At 61.7% G+C, this 13,273-nt stretch carries 23 protein-coding genes and 1 pseudogene; 8 read left to right on the top strand and 16 right to left on the bottom strand.

Features of this window, described 5'->3' with window-relative positions; all coding sequences use genetic code 11:
* Positions 1–10: 10 nt before the first annotated feature.
* Genes FHR95_RS16555 through FHR95_RS16495 form a run of 13 tightly spaced genes read right to left on the bottom strand, consistent with a single transcriptional unit; the run spans position 11 to position 6,086 of the window.
* Positions 11–268 (bottom strand): pyocin activator PrtN family protein, encoded by a 258-nt coding sequence (locus tag FHR95_RS16555; RefSeq protein WP_183315239.1) that lies wholly within the window; start codon positions 266–268, stop codon positions 11–13.
* On the bottom strand, positions 265–558 hold the full coding sequence (locus FHR95_RS16550) for a hypothetical protein (RefSeq protein ID WP_183315238.1): 294 nt from the start codon (positions 556–558) through the stop codon (positions 265–267). Before FHR95_RS16550 ends, FHR95_RS16555 begins: the two co-directional genes overlap by 4 nt.
* Positions 555–836 (bottom strand): hypothetical protein, encoded by a 282-nt coding sequence (locus tag FHR95_RS16545; protein WP_183315237.1) that lies wholly within the window; start codon positions 834–836, stop codon positions 555–557. The genes FHR95_RS16550 and FHR95_RS16545 overlap by 4 nt, the downstream gene beginning before the upstream one ends.
* Positions 833–1,069: a hypothetical protein gene (locus FHR95_RS16540; RefSeq protein WP_183315236.1), complete on the bottom strand. Its 237-nt coding sequence runs from the start codon at positions 1,067–1,069 to the stop codon at positions 833–835. The genes FHR95_RS16545 and FHR95_RS16540 overlap by 4 nt, the downstream gene beginning before the upstream one ends.
* Before the next feature lie 22 nt (positions 1,070–1,091).
* Complete coding sequence (locus FHR95_RS16535) at positions 1,092–1,307, bottom strand: TraR/DksA C4-type zinc finger protein (RefSeq protein ID WP_183315235.1); 216 nt, start codon at positions 1,305–1,307, stop codon at positions 1,092–1,094.
* Complete coding sequence (locus FHR95_RS16530) at positions 1,300–1,695, bottom strand: hypothetical protein (RefSeq protein WP_183315234.1); 396 nt, start codon at positions 1,693–1,695, stop codon at positions 1,300–1,302. Before FHR95_RS16530 ends, FHR95_RS16535 begins: the two co-directional genes overlap by 8 nt.
* Positions 1,692–2,021 carry a hypothetical protein gene (locus FHR95_RS16525; protein ID WP_183315233.1) on the bottom strand — a complete coding sequence of 110 codons (330 nt, stop codon included), beginning with the start codon at positions 2,019–2,021 and terminating at the stop codon, positions 1,692–1,694. The genes FHR95_RS16530 and FHR95_RS16525 overlap by 4 nt, the downstream gene beginning before the upstream one ends.
* 18 nt (positions 2,022–2,039) lie before the next feature.
* The gene (locus FHR95_RS16520; protein ID WP_183315232.1) at positions 2,040–4,727 is read right to left on the bottom strand and encodes a toprim domain-containing protein; all 2,688 of its coding nucleotides are present in this window, start codon (positions 4,725–4,727) and stop codon (positions 2,040–2,042) included.
* 37 nt (positions 4,728–4,764) lie between these two features.
* The gene (locus tag FHR95_RS16515) at positions 4,765–5,148 is read right to left on the bottom strand and encodes a hypothetical protein (RefSeq protein ID WP_183315231.1); all 384 of its coding nucleotides are present in this window, start codon (positions 5,146–5,148) and stop codon (positions 4,765–4,767) included.
* A 14-nt stretch (positions 5,149–5,162) separates the two neighbouring features.
* The gene (locus FHR95_RS16510; protein WP_175535118.1) at positions 5,163–5,402 is read right to left on the bottom strand and encodes an ogr/Delta-like zinc finger family protein; all 240 of its coding nucleotides are present in this window, start codon (positions 5,400–5,402) and stop codon (positions 5,163–5,165) included.
* Positions 5,399–5,587: a hypothetical protein gene (locus FHR95_RS16505; RefSeq protein ID WP_089851542.1), complete on the bottom strand. Its 189-nt coding sequence runs from the start codon at positions 5,585–5,587 to the stop codon at positions 5,399–5,401. The genes FHR95_RS16510 and FHR95_RS16505 overlap by 4 nt, the downstream gene beginning before the upstream one ends.
* A 36-nt stretch (positions 5,588–5,623) precedes the next feature.
* Complete coding sequence (locus FHR95_RS16500) at positions 5,624–5,830, bottom strand: hypothetical protein (RefSeq protein ID WP_089851545.1); 207 nt, start codon at positions 5,828–5,830, stop codon at positions 5,624–5,626.
* Positions 5,831–5,870: 40 nt separating this feature from the next.
* Positions 5,871–6,086, bottom strand: coding sequence for a hypothetical protein (locus tag FHR95_RS16495; RefSeq protein WP_089851546.1), 216 nt, complete (start codon positions 6,084–6,086; stop codon positions 5,871–5,873).
* Positions 6,087–6,125: 39 nt separating this feature from the next.
* Between FHR95_RS16495 and FHR95_RS17440 the strand changes: the two are divergent.
* The 5 genes and pseudogenes from FHR95_RS17440 to FHR95_RS16475 form a co-directional block, all read left to right on the top strand.
* Positions 6,126–6,311 (top strand): annotated as a pseudogene (locus FHR95_RS17440) (helix-turn-helix domain-containing protein); the annotation flags it as partial.
* Positions 6,312–6,425: 114 nt separating this feature from the next.
* Positions 6,426–6,839, top strand: a complete 414-nt coding sequence (locus FHR95_RS17220; protein WP_246378674.1) for a S24 family peptidase — start codon at positions 6,426–6,428, stop codon at positions 6,837–6,839.
* A 68-nt stretch (positions 6,840–6,907) separates the two neighbouring features.
* On the top strand, positions 6,908–7,255 hold the full coding sequence (locus FHR95_RS16485; RefSeq protein ID WP_183315229.1) for a hypothetical protein: 348 nt from the start codon (positions 6,908–6,910) through the stop codon (positions 7,253–7,255).
* 90 nt (positions 7,256–7,345) lie between these two features.
* Positions 7,346–8,098 (top strand): hypothetical protein, encoded by a 753-nt coding sequence (locus tag FHR95_RS16480; RefSeq protein ID WP_183315228.1) that lies wholly within the window; start codon positions 7,346–7,348, stop codon positions 8,096–8,098.
* A 2-nt stretch (positions 8,099–8,100) separates the two neighbouring features.
* Positions 8,101–8,964 carry a hypothetical protein gene (locus FHR95_RS16475; protein ID WP_183315227.1) on the top strand — a complete coding sequence of 288 codons (864 nt, stop codon included), beginning with the start codon at positions 8,101–8,103 and terminating at the stop codon, positions 8,962–8,964.
* A 236-nt stretch (positions 8,965–9,200) separates the two neighbouring features.
* On the opposite strand, the gene FHR95_RS16470 is transcribed toward FHR95_RS16475, so the two are convergent.
* Both FHR95_RS16470 and FHR95_RS16465 read right to left on the bottom strand, forming a co-directional pair.
* Positions 9,201–10,478 carry a Y-family DNA polymerase gene (locus tag FHR95_RS16470; RefSeq protein WP_183315226.1) on the bottom strand — a complete coding sequence of 426 codons (1,278 nt, stop codon included), beginning with the start codon at positions 10,476–10,478 and terminating at the stop codon, positions 9,201–9,203.
* 8 nt (positions 10,479–10,486) lie between these two features.
* Positions 10,487–10,927, bottom strand: coding sequence for a LexA family protein (locus FHR95_RS16465; RefSeq protein WP_183315225.1), 441 nt, complete (start codon positions 10,925–10,927; stop codon positions 10,487–10,489).
* A gap of 155 nt (positions 10,928–11,082) precedes the next feature.
* On the opposite strand from FHR95_RS16465, the gene FHR95_RS16460 reads away from it, so the two are divergent.
* The 3 genes from FHR95_RS16460 to FHR95_RS16450 all read left to right on the top strand — a co-directional run bounded on the left by FHR95_RS16460 (position 11,083) and on the right by FHR95_RS16450 (position 12,696).
* Complete coding sequence (locus FHR95_RS16460) at positions 11,083–11,436, top strand: LexA family protein (protein ID WP_183315224.1); 354 nt, start codon at positions 11,083–11,085, stop codon at positions 11,434–11,436.
* A gap of 191 nt (positions 11,437–11,627) precedes the next feature.
* Positions 11,628–11,819, top strand: coding sequence for a hypothetical protein (locus tag FHR95_RS16455; RefSeq protein ID WP_183315223.1), 192 nt, complete (start codon positions 11,628–11,630; stop codon positions 11,817–11,819).
* 148 nt (positions 11,820–11,967) lie between these two features.
* Positions 11,968–12,696 (top strand): hypothetical protein, encoded by a 729-nt coding sequence (locus FHR95_RS16450; protein ID WP_183315222.1) that lies wholly within the window; start codon positions 11,968–11,970, stop codon positions 12,694–12,696.
* 464 nt (positions 12,697–13,160) lie between these two features.
* Here FHR95_RS16450 and FHR95_RS16445 read toward each other — a convergent pair.
* Positions 13,161–13,273 (bottom strand): IS3 family transposase (locus FHR95_RS16445; protein ID WP_183315221.1); only part of this gene is annotated, 113 nt, incomplete at its 5' end.

The raw sequence follows: 13,273 nt of genomic DNA, 5'->3' as shown, positions 1-13,273 counted from the left end.
TTTCTCTTGATTAGGAGTTTACAAGCTTCCACATCTCATGCGCCTCTGCCCGCCTCTCGTCCAGGTACTTGGCGAGGTCCACGGCGCTGACCAGCCAGGGCGCTTTCTGCGAGTCGCCGGCGCGGTAGGCCGGTACCGGCAGGGCCTGGGCGCCGGCGCGCACGCTGGCGGTGCGCGGGCTGATGCCGAAGTAGCGCGGGGCGACTTCCTCGAGCGGAAGCTCGGCGCGGCCGTCGAACTCGGCGAGCAGTCCGAAATAGGTATTCATGCCGGGACTCCTTGTCGGATTTTCCAGTGGGTGAAGCGCTGCTTGATGGTGCGGAGCATGGCCGCGGCGGTGGGGTTGTGGTCGAGCTCGGCGCGGCTCTCGATCTGGCAGGCAGCGCAGAGCCAGTCGCGGGCGTCCTGCTCGTTGTGCGTGCCGTCGGGCAGCTGGTCCTCAGTGAGGCCCTGCTTGTAGCGCCGGCGGCGATCCAGGTAGAGCCGGAAGGCTGGATCCTGGCAGAGCATGGCGGCCTGCCGGGCCAGCCGGCCGCCTTTCGGTGGTGGCTGAGTCATTGGCGGGCCTCCTCCTGCAGCAGCTCCTCGACCACACTGGCCAGTTGGCAGCTGGGGAAGGCAATCTCGATGGTCTGATCGCTGACGCGGCGGACCTTGCCCTGGGCGAGTGCCTGCTGACAGCGCTGCACCTGGGCCGCATGGTGAATGCGCTCGCCAGCACCTGCGTCGCGAAGGTAGGCGCGGGCCAGCTCCACGTTGGGCGTGGCCAGGCACAGGGCCCCGAGGGCCCTGATGATGGCGTAGTCGCGCGGGTCGATGGCGTTGGCAGCGGTCATTTCAGCGGCCCCTTTTCCAGTACCTTGAGCGCCTTGCGGGCGGCGGTGGCGAACACCTTGCGGTGGCTGAGCTTCTCGGCCTGCAGCACTTCCAGGCGCAGGATCGCGCCGCTGGCCACCTCGAGGGTGTAGTCGGCGCCGTGTTCGGAGTGCATCAGCTCCATGCTGATGCGGGCGTCGTCGGCGCTGGTATGGATCAGGCTGCTGATCCGGTGGCGGGTGACGGGGTGCATGGCTCGTTCCTCCTGGAGGTGATCAGCGGCGATGCCGGGCGTGCTGTTCGCGCATGCCCTGGCACTCGATGCAGGTAGTGGCCCAGGGCGCGGCTTCGCGCCTGGCCGCGGGGATCTCGTCGCCACACTCCTCGCACTCGGTGGCGTGCACCGGGGCGGTGGCCTGCAGGCGGCTGGCGAGGGCGCCTTCGAGGCGCCGCTCCATCAGCTCGGTGGCGATATCGGCGTTGTCAGCCATGGGTGGCGCCCTCCTGGTTGGCGTGTTGCTGCTCGAAGCGCGCTCGGTTGGCGGCATGGACGCGCTGGCGTATCGCCTCGCGCTCCTCGTCGCCCATCAGGTCATGCAGGCTGCGGCTTTCGGGCACCTGGCGGGCGTCGATGTCGAGCAATCCATCGTCTTTATCGAAACGAATCCGCATCACGACGTCGCCGTGCTGGATCGGCAGGGCCATCAGCTCCTCGACCTGCTCACGAGGGAGCTCCTCGAGGACGCGACGTGCGGCGGCTTTCGCCGCGGCGAGTTCGCGTTCGACGCCCTCCAGGAGTTCGCGATAGTTCTCGAGCATCGAGAGCTTGCTGCTGACGTGCTGCAGGGCGTCGTAAAGTTCCTGGTTCTGGATGGTCATGACAGGCTCCTTGCGGGTTGCGGTGCTTGCTGGGCACGCCGGCTGCTGGGGTGCGGCAGGCGGGCGAGGTCGATGCCGAGCTTGCGGGCGATGTGGTCGAGCCCGGCATTGGTGAATTCGGTGCGGCCGTAGTGGGTCCAGCCGCAGATGGGGTGCCAGTAGGTGCCGGTGGCCACAATCACCAGGCTCACCCGGCCGCGGTACGGGCCGGCGGGCAGGTTGTCCGGCCCGAGCACGCCGGCGTCGCGTAGGCGGCGCGCCAGGGTGTTGCGGCCCAGGTTGAGCAGCGGCGCGGCCTGGTCGAGGGTGTAGGTGGGGTGATGCATGGCGGCCTCCTGTCTCTACTAGCTCGACTGCTGGAACACCCAACACTTCACGCTCGCGCCGTTCAGGCGGATGCGAGAGCGCACGGTGCGGTTGGCTTCGAGGAACTTCCGGGACTTGCTGGCCTTGAGGTAGCGCTTGAGCTCGCGGATCTCGGGCACGCGCAACTTGTGCTCGGCACAGGCGCGCTCGAAGTCCTTGAGGTTGATGGCCACCTCGTTGCTGCCGTAGCCGTAGTGGTTGAGCACCGGCTCGTCGCGCAGGCCTTCCAGGTACTCGAAGGCCTCCCAGAATTCCTGCACGAGGGGATGATCGGCGTTGATCGCCTGCTGACGATCGCGGGCCATTTGCCATACGTGGCCGGCGGCCATGTCGATGGTCTGGGCGTCGAACAAGCCCAAGCCTTCGGGGCCCAGGCAGTCCACCAGGGCCATCAGCTGGCCGTGGCACTTGGCGATGCGTAGCACCTTGATGTCGGGGGCTTCCGCCAGGCGGTTGGCGTAGGGCTTGGCGCGCGCCTTGATCAGCTCGAGCAGCGGCGCCTCGCGTTGGGCGACCTCCAGGGCAAACTGGCTGACGTTCTCGAGCTCGGTCTTCTCCAGCGCTTCGGCCAGTTCCTTGGTCTGGTGGGTTTGCCCCTCGCGGGTGAAGTGCAGGTGGCAGATGCGGGTCTGGATGGCCTCGCCGGCCTGCACCGGGGCGTTCTGGCTGATGACGATGCTGCCGCGGAAGGGCGGCTCGTAGGTGTCGTTGCCGCTGTTCTTCACGCCGCGGGCGCGGATCGAGCGGCCGTTGAAAGCCGTCTTGAGCTCGTCCCAGTCGAACTGCTTCTGCTTGGCGCCCCCTTCCTGCTCGCGGTCGGACTCGATCAGCACCACCGGCAGGTTGCTCACCTGGGCGAAGTTGCGCGAGCGTGCCGGCATGGTGGCCTTGGACGGGTCGAAGCCCTCATAGTCGCGGCGACCCACCAGCTTCCACAGAAACTCGATGAGCGTGGACTTGCCGGCGCCGGCCTCGCCGACGATCTCCAGGAAGGGGAAGCTGCCCATTTCGGCGCGCAGCTGCTCGGCGAGCAGGCTGCCCAGCCAGAACGCCAGGGCAACCACGCCCTTGGTACCGAAGGCGCCCAGCAGCTGGGTCGTCCAGCCGGTGTGATAGGCCTTGCGGTCCGGATTGAGGTGCAGGGTGACCGACTGGCTCAGGGTCTTGAGGTGCTTGCGCGGGCCGAGCTCGAAGTAGTCCTCGGCATTGATGCGCACCAGCTTGCCGCCGGCCACGGCCAGTTCGCCGAACACATAGGCGCCGTGCTCCTTGCTGTAGCCGATGAAGTCGATGGTCTCGACCGTCTTGATGTTGCCGATCTGGTCCTGGAGGAGGGTATCGAGCTGCTGGCTGGTGCCCGTCCACACAGCGCCCGGGGCCACGCCGAGCAGGCGCTTCTTGTACTCGCTGGCACTGGCCAGCTGGCCGCCGCTGAAGGTGTTCTTGACCGGCGCGCGGCCGTCGGGGAACTCGACCCGGTAGTAGTACCAGCTCTCGTCGGTGACCAGGTTGGCCTGGTAATAGAGCGCCGTGGGGAAGCAGGTACAGATGCGCTTCACGCTGCCAGCCTGCTCCAGGGCCGCATCGCGGATGGCCGGGTTGAGGCTCTGCTGGTCGCCGCCATCCTCGCCCTCGGCCCGCACGGCGCGGTCGAAGGCGTCCATGTCGAGCTTCCACCACCACACCTGGCGCTTGTACTCGAACCAGAACTCGCGGCGCTCGGTGCGCTTGAAGATGATCAGCGCCTTGGCCATGGCGCTGGGGGCCAGCAGTAGATCGCCGTGGTAGCGATAGCGCGCCAGGTGCTGCTCGGTGAGCTCGATGCGCTGGTGGGCATCGTTCCAGTCGAACCGGCCACCGCCAGGGATCTGCGCGGCCTGGCACTCCCAGCCTTCGGCGCGGGCGCGTTCCACCCACTTTCGGGTGGCCTTCTGGCCGGCAGAGTTGCTGTCCAGCGCCCACACCAGGGTGGGGCGGCAGGTGCCGGCCTGGTGGGCGGCATCCGCCAGGGCCTTGAGCGCCTCGGCGGGGTAGTTGCTGCAGCTCATCGCCGAGGCGGCGGCGATGCCATGGTGGTAGAGCGCGATGGCATCGAAGATGCCCTCCACGATCCACACCTCGTCCTCGTTGGCGAGATCTGTCGGAGTAAACACCGGCGGGCACCACCACTGGCCCTTGTAGCGCCCCACGAAGTTGGCCTTCTGCTTGCCGAAGCGCTCGGGGTTGTCGAGCAGGCGCTCCCAATAGGCGCCGCTGGGCAGCGGGAAGCGCACCGTGGCGGTGCCGCCCACGTCTTGCCGCCAGTAGCTCTCTTGGGTGTACCAGCCCTGGATGCGCGAAAGCTCGAAGCCACGGCCGTCGCGCAGGTAGCCATCGGCCACCGGGGTGGTGCTGGTCGGCTTCTCGTGCGGGGCTTGATCAGCGCGCGGGGCGAAGCGCTCCGACCAGCTGGCGAAGAACTCCGGGAACAACTCCTTCACGTGGATCTGACTGCCGCAGTTGTTCTCGCGGCCGCACTTCAGCATCCACGGCGCCTCGGTGGCGATGTAGGCCTCGCGCTTGCCGCAGTCGGGGCACTGCACCTTTTGCAGGTACGGGCCCCGCTCTTCGGCGCGGTAGTCGCGTTGCAAACGCGCGAGGATGTCCTGGCGCAGCGATGGATTCACGCTGTGCCTCCTTTATCCGAGGTGAAGGGGGAGGGGGTTACTGCTCGATGACGACCGGGCGGCGGCGGTCGCGGCCCACTACGACGGCGCGCTGTTCACGGCGGGCCTGCTGTAGCACGTTCAGCAGGTCGTTCACGGTGAAGACCACCGGCCGGCCGTCTTCCGTGCGCAGGAACACCATGTGTGAGGTACTGGCATCCACATCGATGCGCGCCTGCTGGTTGGTGCTCTCGAGCTCGGCATAGGCCTGGAGCGCGGCCAGCTCAGCGGCCTCTTCGGTCATGTCGTGGTGGTGCGTCAGGTGCTCGATGCAATCGCGCAGGGCGTTCTCCCGGTTCTCCCAGCGGGTGCGGAAGAGCTGGGCGCTGGCGATGTTGTGGGCATCCAAGTGCGGTGCGCGAAGCGGGGTCACGTTGGTCATGGTCTCGGTCTCCTTCAGCATTCGTTGAGCTGCTCGAGCAGCACCTGGCGCGAGGCCCGATCGACGGGAATGCGCACGTCGGTGGCGGGGGCTCGGCTGGGTGAGGTGGTGGTGGCGAACTCGACCAGCAGCTTGCCGCTCCAGCCGCAGGCCGGGCTGGTGCACTGGGCGTAGACCTCGTAGAACACCGGCGAGGGACGCTTGCTGGTTCGGGTGATGGCACGTTGCGCGCAATGCGGGCAAAGAATTCTCACCGGGGATCTCCTTTCACTTCGTAGAGCGCGCGGCCGCGGCCGGTGAGGCCCTGGGCGCCGCGCCGGATGCGGCGACGTAGCAGCCATTCAGCAGCCTGCTCGCGGGACTCCAGCCCCTGCTGATGGCGAACGGCATCGAGCACTGCCCGGGCTTGCTGGTCGAGTTCCACGGGTTGTTCCGGCATAGGGACCTCTAATGCACGGTGGATGTGGTGGTGTGCTCAGCCGGTGTGAGCCGCGAGAGTGTCGGTAAGGGATGCGGGATCGATGCCGAGCACGTCGCGGGCTTCCTTCATCAGCATCTGGCGCATCACCTCGGCCTTGGGCACGCCCAGGTAATTGGCCAGCGCGGTGATCACGTCCGACTCGTACTGATCGAGGTAGACGGTGGCCTTATTGGAGCGGATGCGTTTCGGGTCCTGGTACATGGCGAGGTTCCTTATGCAGCAGGTCAGGACAGACGGCCGATCAAGCCCGGCCGGCTCTTTCGGTTTCGGCTTCGTAGTGCTCGATGCCGAGCAGGATGAGCATTCGGGTGGTGGCGGAGAGCGAGCGCATCTCCAGCTGGGCGATGCCCTCGAGCTTGGTGCGCTCGGTATCGGTGACCTGGGTCATCACCGGGCGGTTACAGCCGCGCGGGGCGCGGGCCGCAACGGCGGCTTGCATGGTCTCGGCGGTGTCCATGGGTTAGGCTTCCTTAATGTTGTCTAAGACTGCGATTCGATGATGGTTCACGTATGTGAACCTGTCAAGCGGGATGGTGCAAATTTGAGAACCACAGGTGAGCGACTCAAGGCGGAGCGTGAGCGTTTGGGCTTGAGCCAGACGGCGTTAGCCCAGGTCGGTGGGGTCGGCAAAACGACTCAGATTAACTACGAAAAAGATGCTCGGAGTCCTGATGCCTCTTACCTATCTGCGTTGGATGGGGCGGGAGTTGATGTGCAGTACGTCCTCACAGGTCGACGCTCAAGCCATGGCCATGGTTCACAAACGTTGACACCCCTCAGCGCTTCGGGTGCCGATATGTCCGAAGTGAAGATGTACGACATAGAGGCCGCTGCCGGTGATGGTCGCTCCCTGGAACAGGAAGAGGTCGAATCCACGCTCTACTTCCCCACCGAGCAGCTGGCCGCCCAGGGGCTGGACCCGGCCCAGGTGGTGGGTATCAAGGTGCGCGGCGACTCGATGGACAGCACCCTCGCCGATGGCGACTGGGTGCTGGTGGACCGCAGCCGGCGTGAGCCGAAGCCAGAGGGGGTGTTTCTGCTGCTGGTACACGGCGAGCGACGCATCAAGCGCGTGCAGCGCGTGGCAGGCGGCGCCTGGCTGCTGATTAGCGACAACGAGCATTACCAGCCCGAGATGATCAAGCCCGAAGACATGAAGGACGTGGAGATCCTGGGGCGGTGTGAGATTCGGATTGGGCGGGTGTTGTAAATGAAGCGGCAGAAGACCGCTGATCAATAACCGCCCCGGGCGGGGCGTGATACGCAAGGGAGACAGGGATGAAAGCGATCAAGATGGTGGCGATTGCGGCGGTAATCAGTACACCGCTGGTCTCGACATTGGCCAGCGCGCAGCAAATTCCGCGTTTCGATGTCGAGACGCACTGTGAGCAGGTGGCCAGCTTCGGCGGAGATTTCAGCAACACTCTCTACAACAGCTGCGTCGACATGGAGCAGTCGGCCTATAACGGCCTCAAGGGGCCATGGGCGAGCCTGCCAGCAAACGTCCGGAACCATTGCCATGACGTGGCTAGCTTCGGTGGGCCGGGCAGCTACACGCTGCTAGAGAGTTGCGTGCAGATGGAAGTGTCGGCCGGCAGCAATCGCAGCCAGTTTAGCTTCGACTGAGGACTCTGTTAGGTTATGAATAACTCATCTATTGAAATATTAACCCCAGAGTCAGTAAGAAGTCTCCGTGGTAGAACCCCCGATGGTCTCATGGCTGAAACGTATGCCTGCGATATTTCTTGGGAAGATGGTACTCCGGGACGAGGGTTTCTCAAGTGTTTTCCAGCTTCACGAAGCTTGGGTGTAGTCAATGAGCTGACTGGATATCTCATCGCAAAGGCCTGCGGTTTACCCGTTCCACAACGAGCCGCGGTTGTGCAGTTAAATCAAGTTCTGGTTGATTCTATGGAGATTAAAAACTGTCCGGAAGGTGTGTATCGCTATGCATTTGCAGTCAGTGAGTCGCCCGGACGATCTCCCAACTCTATATACGCAGGTCTGCCCGAAGCACTGGCAGCTACCGCTACTCGTGAAATTCTCAAGGGGTGGCGTGGTCTATCTCCCTTGATGGCCTTTGATGACTGGGCTGCAAACCAGGATAGAAATTTGGGAAATTTCTTGATCGACGAAAAGGGGGAAATATACGTCATTGACCATAGCAATATGCCGGTTGATATATGCTGGACCGCCGATGCGCTCGTGCCGGAAGGCCGTTTTCGGAATATTTTGATAGAGATCATGACGTTAGGCGGCAGCGTCCCCATTGAAGAAGGGTTTGTGGTCAGAGCTGCAGAGCGTCACTCGGACGTCTATAATTCTATAAAGGATGAGCTGAAAGCTTGGTGGCAAGCATTTCTTGGAAATGATCCATCGCGTAGGGCAGCGATCGAATCATTCTTCCACAGTCGAGCCGAAAATGGTTCTGATCGGCTAAGCCAAAAACTTTCGACTATGCCGGTGTGATTATGCTTAACATTGATGACATTTTCCGGGATAAACAAAGCGCTGCCCCGTGCTTGGTCAAAGGAATGTGGTACCGAGTCCAATGGACCCCCGACCTTTCTGCTGGAGAGAGGCTAAATTTGGGTGTTGCCTTTCTCCCACAACAGGGCGCCCCGTATATTCAGACGATTGACGATTTCGGCCGTCTGCGCTGTCTTTTTGATGACAGGGCCGAGTTCCATGCGAAGCTTGCTTGTCGTGTGGCAGAGATGATGGTCGAGTCTGAACCTAATCCAGAAAAATGGACCTCTCCACAATTAAGTATTGTGGAAGGTGGTTTTGCGCAAGGTGAAAGCGCTGAAGATATTGTTGAGCGAATGATGGGAGATCTTGTTCCTCTCAGTGTTCCACGTGGCCATCGTTCTATGCGGCATTCTCCTGTTACAAAGAAACGCGCATACAGAAGAATCAATGACTCTTTATCTTTCAGGTTGGGTAATGAGTATCGAGAGCATGTCCCTGAAAACCCTAAGGTTAAAACAGAGTTAGGCATTGATCTTTTTTTGCCTTTCCGAAGGGAAAACGATGGGCATGAGGCTGCTACTATTGTTTCAGCAGATTTTACTAAGCCTGAAAAGATTCAGGGTGAGCTTTACCTTGGTCATAGAGATGTGTCTGTGGCCACCACAGAAAAAGCCTTCAAGAATGGGGCGATTTTCATTCTTCGTCCTGGTGGAAGAATGAAGGCTTCTGATTTAAAAGCAGCTGAAGAAGAAGTGAAAGACTTTTCTCTTTATTTAAAGAGCCTGCGCGTTCCTCATTATCTAGGGAAGGATACGGATGAGTTGACAGACGCGATTAAACATTGGTGTTTAGAAGTTGCTTAAGTGCCATGAGGGCTTAGCCTCGCATCTGCGGGGCTTTGTTTTCCAGAGGTAGCGCAGTCTTGCGATTGCACCTATGGTGGATGACTCTGTAGCGGTTAGCATTTTGCCACTTAAGTTTTAACCTCACCCAATGGCGAATCGAGAGTGGCCCTGATCTCGGTCACTCCAGGTACGGTGGATAGACGGGGGTGTAGGAGATCCACGACAAGCGGCGTACTGAAACGCTGAATATCGTATCAGGTTCTCACCATTGGCAGCTCCGGCCACTGTGTTGTCCACCTCGGGCTGCGGTGTGCGCAGCGCAGCTGCCAGGCGGCATTGCTGCGCGGCACGCCCAGGCGCACGGTGCCCTTGCCCATCTTCCCATTGAGCTCGTCCAGGGTGGCCATCAGCTGGTGGTCACGATCGCGCTGGGCGGCCCGCTCGGGTGTGTCGAGCAGCGAGAGCTGCTGGCGGTTGGCGTCCACCAGGTCGAGCAGCATTACCCCGGCTTTCATGAAGCGGTACCCGCGGCGGTAGATCGCCTCGAGCCCCTGCTGGGAGGCGGCGAGGAGCGGCTGGCTGTCGTCGGTGGGCTCGGGCAGCTCGACGACCACGCTGGGGGCGTACTGGGGCAGGTCGGGCCGGTGGCGGTTGGTCTTGAGGAAGACGAGCACGGCGCGGGCGTGGCTGTCCTGCTGGCGGAGTTTCTCGGCCCCGCGCTGTGCGTGCTGGCGGATGGCGTCCTGCAGCTCGCTCAGCTCGCCGGTCAGGCGGCCGAAGGAGCGCGAGGTCATGATGCGGTCGCGTAGCCGGTCGGCATCGTTGAGCTCGATGCAGGGCGTGCCCTGGAGCTCGCGCACGGTGCGTTCGAGGGTGACGGAGTAGCGCCGGCGGATGGCCTTGGGATCGGCCTGGCGGAGGTCCCAGGCTGTCTCGATGCCCTGGATGGCCAGGCGCTCGACCAGTCGTCGACCGACGCCCCATACGTCGCCCAGGGCGGTACGCTCGAGCAGCCCACGCGTCTCGTTGTCCTCGGGAGTGAGCACACACACACCGTGGTAACCCGGCAGCTTCTTGGCGGCGCGGTTGGCCAGCTTGGCCAGGGTGCGGGTGGGGGCCACGCCCACGCACACGGGGATGCCAGTGAACTGGCGCACCTTGTGGTGCAGGGTGCGGCTCAGGGCGAGCGTGGTGGTGTGGTCGAAGCCATCGAAGCGCACAAACATCTCGTCGATGGAGTAGGGCTCGACACCGGCGGAGAACTCCTCGAGGACCTCGCGCACTCTGGCAGACATATCGCCGTAGAGCTCGTAGTTGGAGGACAGCAGGCGTATCTGCCCGCGCTGCACCAGGGACTGCAGCTCGAAGGCGGGGGTGCCCATTTCCACGCCCAGGGCTTTGAGCTCGTTGGAGCGGGCGATCACGCAGCCATCGTTGTTGGACATCACCCCCACCGGTACGCCTTCGAGTCGCGGCTGGAAGACCCGCTCGCAGCTCACGTAGAAGTTGTTGCAGTCCACCAAGCCAATCATGACGCCGCTTACACCGGGTACTCGTGGATGACCGAGCGCACCACACCCCACACCTGGCAATCTAGATCGGTGAGGGGAATGGGTGAATAGAGCGGGTTCCCGGAGCACAGCAACGGCCGGCCCTGGCGCTTCTCGTAGCGCTTCACGATCACTTCGCCATCGACCAGGGCGACGAGGATGTGCCCGGGGCGTGGATCGATGGAGCGATCGACCACCAGGGTGTCGCCATCCTGGATGCCGAAGCCGTCCATGCTGTCGCCCTTAACGCTCATGAAAAACGTGGCCGAGGGGCGCTTCACCAGCCGCTCGTTGAGGTCCAGCGTGCGGCCGACGTAGTCCTCGGCTGGGGAGGGGAAGCCGGAGATACCGGCACGGATGGTGGTGAGGGGAAACGGTAGCGGCCGCAGTGGCGGGGCTGGCAGCGGGTAGTGGATCTCGGGATCGCGCATCGGAAGGTCTCTTGTCAAATACTGTCTATTTGTACAGTATTCGACAGGCGCGCTCTGTAAGGCAAACGCTAATGCAATGAGGGAGCGTAGCGACCGGCGGCCAGAGCCCGGCATGGCGGGGCTGAGTGATGAGAAAGCAACAAGGCAGGGACGATATGCGTGTGAACTACCTCGGCCCGCTGTGCGCGGGCATTTCGCACCCCGCGCTGGAGGGCTATGACCTGAAGCGCTTCAAACCCACGTGCTACCTGGTGGAGGTCAGCGAGGAGGCCGGTGTGGTTGGCCCGCTGATGGAAGGCGACCTGCTGGTGGTGGACGAGCAGAAACCCGCCCAGCACGCGGACCTGGTGATCGTGGAGGTGGAAGGGGAGCAGCGGCTCTTCAACAGCCACCGCATCGGTGGGCAGATCCGCTTGATCCCCCCGACGGATTGCAGCGGCTCATTCGCCGCCCGCCAGAGCGATGTGCGCGGCGTGGTGGTGAGCCAGGCGAGGCGGTATGTGTTGTGAGGTGGCTGAATGCCTGCTAAAGATGAGCTAGGTGTCCCGTTGCTGGATTGCAGGAAATCGCGTAATATTGAGAAACGTAGAAAAACACTTGACTCTGCATGGCCCAATGGCTAAGGTTGCGGAGCAACCTTAGCCATTGGGCCATGCAAGGCCAAAGTTCTTGTAAGCATCTGATTTTTTTGGAGAAAATCATGGTTTCTTATCTCAGTGCTGGTCAGGCAGGCTATTTCGCACTGCGTCAGCAAGAAAAAGAGCAGAACCGTGCCAAAGAATACGACGAGATGCTGGTGTCGCGTGCGGCCATCGCTCGTGCTTCTCACTTCGCTGGCGTCCGGAAGCGCGCGAGGGTTGTGCGCCGCGCCTTTCAGCAGGCTGCCGAGTAAAAGCTCAGCCTAGGTAATGCCAGCACCGTTTGATACTGACCCTCTCCTTCGCCTCTTCGCCGAACTACCTAGAGAAGCACAGGAACGCCTGGTCCTCATTGGGGGCCAGGCGATTTCATTTTGGAGTAGTTACTTCCTTGAAGGCCGCTTGAACGATGCTGACCTTGCTGCCTTGACTTCATCTGATCTAGATATTGTTTCCGAGACAAAGGATAACGTGCGTCTGCTGGCGAGAGCTTGGGGAGGAGAGCCTCGGTTTGCTGGTATGGATGACCACACTCCAAACATCGCCGTCATTGACCTTGAGCGGCCGGGATGGAGCCCCGATGGTTCGCACTTGATCGTTGATGTCATGGGTGATGTGTACGGTGCAACTGCGCATCAGCTCATTACCTGGTCGGAGATGATTGAGATAACCCTCGAGAATGGCCAAACCGTGTGCTTGCGCGTTGTGGTGCCAGAGATGTTGCTCTGGACTCGGATTGCGAACCTGTACATGCGGCGAATGGGACCAATTGCCGTTCAGCGCGAACTTCGGCGCACCAAGGTTTTGTGTCAAATCGTGAGCGAACACCTTGAAAATCTTGCGCAAGAAACCATGGTCGATCCGAGCCTTCGTCGCATCGCCCTTAAGCATGCCAGTCTTGTCTATCAGTGGATTGCGAAACAGAACTGTACACGCAAAGTGTTGGCTCGACATCCTGAATTGATAGATCCCTATCTCTCCGCTGTGCCTCGAACACCATTCTGGCCGACAGACCTGCTGGAGCATGGCCTACCAAACTGGCAGAACTGGCTGATAGCGCGAGTGGAGAGCATCATTCGGCACCAAGGAAACCGGCGAGGTGAGAAAGAAATGTCTATGTCGTCCTTTTAATCTGGCTACTTCGTGATCCATGCGAGCATTTTCATCGATAGCACGCTGTAGGTGAGGTCATGGCTAGATTCTATGATGAGCCACAGCGTCGGGCGTCGGTGGTAGCCGAAGCTATGGTGGCGAAGCAGGTGGCGTGGCCGCTGGTGGGCCTAGCTTGACCGGTGGCAAACAAAGCAAGTGTTCGGCCTTGATGTGAGCGATGGCGTGATGTTGCTGACTCAGGCTGGGACAGAGCATAGCTGTTAGCCCGACGTGGCGGTATGCATGGTGATGTAGGCGAAAACGTACACCCCGTGTTGGTGATGGCGTAGGGTGCGATAGGCCAGTGTCGTCCATGCTGCAGGTATGACGCCAAGTGGTCGCGGCCTGTGGCCAGGTCGCCAAGGATAGATGCGAATGCGTCATGCGGTGATGAAGCGGCCCCCGCCAGGGATGAACTGACCCCCAATAGTTGGACGGTTCATTCAGCCGGCGATCAAGGTCTGAGTCCTGTACTGTACGGGGCTCAGACCTTTTAGTTTCAGCCTGATGCGTTCGTGATTGTAGTAATGGATGTACTGGTCGAGCCCTTGCTGCA

Origin of the sequence: Halomonas fontilapidosi (assembly GCF_014192285.1) — a bacterium.
Lineage (GTDB): Bacteria > Pseudomonadota > Gammaproteobacteria > Pseudomonadales > Halomonadaceae > Halomonas > Halomonas fontilapidosi.
The sequence above is the reverse complement of the archived record's forward strand: the minus strand, read 5'-3'. Positions and strand labels throughout refer to the sequence as shown.